The 4261-nt window shown below is 38.0% G+C and carries 2 protein-coding genes and 1 pseudogene; 1 reads left to right on the top strand and 2 read right to left on the bottom strand.

Features of this window, described 5'->3' with window-relative positions:
- Positions 1-153: pseudogene (locus ABZC96_RS08595) on the top strand (methionine adenosyltransferase); the annotation flags it as partial.
- 6 nt (positions 154-159) lie between these two features.
- Here ABZC96_RS08595 and ABZC96_RS08600 read toward each other — a convergent pair.
- Positions 160-1827, bottom strand: a complete 1668-nt coding sequence (locus ABZC96_RS08600) for a nickel-dependent hydrogenase large subunit (RefSeq protein ID WP_373030478.1) — start codon at positions 1825-1827, stop codon at positions 160-162.
- Positions 1827-4261: hydrogenase small subunit (locus ABZC96_RS08605; RefSeq protein WP_373030479.1), on the bottom strand; the 2435-nt coding region annotated here is incomplete at its 5' end. The genes ABZC96_RS08600 and ABZC96_RS08605, both read right to left, overlap by 1 nt.

Below are 4261 nucleotides of genomic sequence, written 5' to 3' on the forward strand. Positions count from 1 at the left end.
CCTAGATGGATCACGCAGAAGTTTGGACTGGATCGTCCAAGTAAGGAGCGTTTTTTGTATGCTGACATCGCTGCAAAAGGGCAGATAGGATATGCAGAGTATCCTTGGGAAGCTCTAGATGAATTAGAGTGGTTTAGCTCTTTGAAAAGTTAAGTCTTTTTAAATACTACAATCAGCATTCATCTTATACTCTCCAAGATCTTTACCTTTAAGATCGATGACATGTACAGCGCATGCAAGACAGGGATCAAAAGAGTGAAGTACCCTTAATACCTCTAATGGTTTAGAAGGGTCTTCAAGTTTTATGCCTACAAGAGCCTCTTCATAAGGACCCCTTTGATCTTTACCGTCTTTAGGAGAAGCATTCCATGTAGTTGGGGCTATCACCTGATAGTTTTTTATTTTCTGATCTTCTATATTCACAAAATGGCTCAACACACCTCTTGGCACTTCAGAAAATGCTCTTCCCTTTGCTTTTTTTGGTAATGTTTCAAATTGATATTTTGTCCATGTATCTGTATCATAATATTTGATATTTTCAACCAGATTATTAATAAATTTAAAGAGATATTCCCCTATATAGGCACTCTCTATCGCTCTTGCTGCATTTCTTCCTACTGTGGTGGAGAGATCCATTAACTCAAGATCACAGTCGGATAGAAATTCATCAACAAATGGCTTGATGAACTTATTACCTTTTTGATAACTAACAAGCACTCTGGCAAGTGGCCCACATTCCATTGTTTGTCCATCATAACGTGGTGCTTTGATCCAGGAGTATTTGTCATCTGATCTGGCAGTTTTGAGTGTACCGTCTTCATTGAGGTCAGTATAGTAGGGCTGGTCATCTTTGTACCAGGCTCTTTCTACTTCCTCTGTGATTTTACTCTCATCAAAGGGCTTGATATCATTTAAATTATGACCATAGATTATGCCATCTTCAAAAAGTTGATCACCTTTGTCAAATTTGTAGCCACCCACACACAAAAAGTTTCCTACAGAAGAGCCAATACCCGATTTAATATCATCTCTATATGCTTGGGTGATTAACTTTACATCAGGTAAGTATGCTCTGTCTATAAACTCTTTTGCTTCTTTAATAATAAAAATAAAGTCATTGAGCCTCTGCGGATTTAACATGTCCGCAACACTGGTCACACCACCAACGACGATGGTTTGAGGATGAGGTGTTTTGGCACCAAAAATGGCAATAGCACGTGAAATATTACTCTGAAACTTCATAGCTTCAAGATAGTGTGAGAGAAGGAGAAGGTTTTCTTCAGCGGAAAGTTTATATGCTTTATGCCCCCAGTAGCCATTACTAAAAAGTCCAAGTTTTCCTGCTTTTACAAACTTATGTAACTTCTCTTTGACATCAATATAGTGGGCATGTGAGTTTGCATAAGGACGAGATGAGTACTTGTGACCCGTTTTACTGGTAAGTTTAGGATCTGCTTCCAGCGCTTTGGTTACATCGACAAAATCTAAAAGATGCAAATGGTAAAAATGAATGACATGATCTTGAATAAATAGTGCTAATGCCATCAAATCTCTGATAATCTCACTGTTTACAGGATTATCAATTCCATAAGCATCTTCAACCGCTGAGACAGCAGCACGAAAATGGACATTGGTACAGACACCACAGATTCTTCCGGCTAAGAGTCCAGCATCTCTAGGGTCTCTTCCTTTTAAAATGATTTCAATGCCTCTGAAGAGTTGACCGCTTACATAGGCCTCTTTGACGATATTGTTTTCATCTATCTCTATCTCGGCACGTAAATGTCCTTCAATTCGTGTGATCGGATCAATGACTATCTTTTTCACTACTCTTCCTTCTCTTCTATTGTTCTTTCATTGGCAAGCTTATCAAAAAATCCCTTTTCAACACATCCCATACATCCATGACCACCTTGAACAGGCCAACTCGTTCCCTGATTAAATTTCAATGTAGGACAATTAGCGTTGGCATAGGGGCCCTTACAACCCATCTCAAAAAGACACCATCCTTTTTGAGCTCCTGCATCTCCCCACTCCTTGACAAATTCTCCAAGCTCATAATGTCCCCGTCTTTCGCAATTGTCATGGATTCTACCTTCATATGCCCATAAAGGACGGTTAAACTGATCAAGTGCAGGTAGTTCTGAAAACATTAAATATGAGAGTAGCGTCCCTACAATGTTCATAGGATTTACTGGACAGCCTGGTAAGTTGATGATGTCATCTCTCCCAAGTGCTTCAGATACACCCACTGCACCAGTAGGATTTGGTGCTGCAGCAACGACACCACCATCAAATGCACAACTTCCGACTGACAGTATCAACGCCGCATCTTTAGCACATTTTTGTAAAAGTTGTATACCTGTTTCACCTTTTGGACCTATACGAAGAAATTTACCATCCATTCCCATAGGGATAGCCCCTTCAACAATGAGAACATATTCCCCTTTTTGATTGGTAATGATGTTTTCCAATACATTTTCACTCTGGTCTCCTGAAGCACTCATCAAAAGTTCATGATAATCAAGTGAAATATAGTCAAATATAAGATCTTCGATCCCCGGATGTGATGACTTGATAAACGCTTCAGAGTTTCCTGAACAGTCAGCCAACTCAAGCCAGATTATTGGTACTTTATTTAGAATGCTTATTCCCTCTTTAACAACACCTTCAAATTCAGGGTGCAGCTGCATAGTTGCTGTGACCATAGCAATCCAGTTATTTACCTCTTTTTCACTGATTTCATAAGCATCCATAGCAGAAGAGAGGTTTTCACTGTCTAACATATTTTTTGGATGGAGTCTATTGAATTTTTCTATCCTTTTTTTAACAATGTTCAGCTCTTTTTCACGTTCAATATCTTCTAGGCTCTTTTTAGGCATATTTGGATCCACAAGACTTTGTGCTGTTTCTATGGAATCTTCAACCATTTTTTTACATTTTCCGCATACACGACCTGCTTGACTAAATTCTGCTAACTCCAAAAAGTTTGAAATACCTGTTGTAGAGACTATATCTTCAAGGTCTTTTTGATAGACATGTTCACAAGAACAGATAAGTCTGCCTCTTTCGCCTATGAGCCTGTTTTGATATAGATAAGAAAGATCTATATTTTGAGATTCTTGCATGAGTGATTCTATATATCCTATATCGACATTGGAGTTAATACCTATAAAGCGTGTCAGTTTATCATTTTCTACGAAGTATTCATCAATGCGGTGATCTTTATCAGAGGTGATCAAGATCTTTTCAAAATTTTGCGTATAGTCAGGAGATCGTACTTCTATGAGTTCATATTCATCGACTTTAAGCATATCGATCATCACTTCAAGATGAAACTCCTTCTCTTCCAACCCCAATAGTGATGCAATGGCTACATCTGCCTGAAGCGTACACTCTTTAACATGACCAGCTATAAAGTTAATTTCTTCTACTTGTGCTGCTTCACCTACAGCATAAATATCAGCATCTTCTGTTTGCATTTTGTTATTGGTCAGGATACCTTTGTCACATGTAATGGTATCTCTTGCAAAGTCAATGTTAGGTTTGATACCCACACCAAAAATCAAAAAAGGATTAGCTATTTCCAGTTTTTTGGTTTTTAAAAGTGTTATCTCGTCATTTTCAATCTCTTTTTCAAGAATTTCATCTTCATAGGAGATGGTGATTTTCCCATCTTTGAAATATACAGATTCCATCTCTTTTCTTGCCTGTGGTGAAAGGCTTTTATCATAAAGTGAATCACTGCGTACGAGCAGAGTTATATGTTTAACACTTTGCATCTTATTTAATGTATCCATAAGTTCCAAGCCTATGGGACCTGAACCAACTATGACTACTTCTCTGTCGTGTATGCCTTTAGAAATAATTTCACAATCATCGGCATTTCGAAAAACAGCAGCATTTATGAGTGAGCCGATATCAAAAAGAGTTTGGGGAATAGAACCTGTGGCAATGATAAGTTTGTCATAAGAGAAAACAGAGTGTTCTGAAAATATTCTTTTTGATGCTTTATCTATAGAGAGTATTTTTTCGTTAAGTGCGATTTGTACTGTAGCATCAAGAGGTAAAGAGATCTCTTCCATCGTTGCACTCTTGTCCACCAGTGCACAAAGATGTATTCTGTCATATGGAGAATAAGTTTCTTCAGATACGATCAATACATCTATATCTGGTGAAAGTTTCTTAATACGGTTAGCTAAATAGACTGCAGCTATTCCACCACCTATGATCACGATTCTCATACTGTCACCTCGCTTCA

The sequence above is a fragment of the Sulfurovum sp. genome (assembly GCF_041551015.1).
GTDB lineage: Bacteria > Campylobacterota > Campylobacteria > Campylobacterales > Sulfurovaceae > Sulfurovum.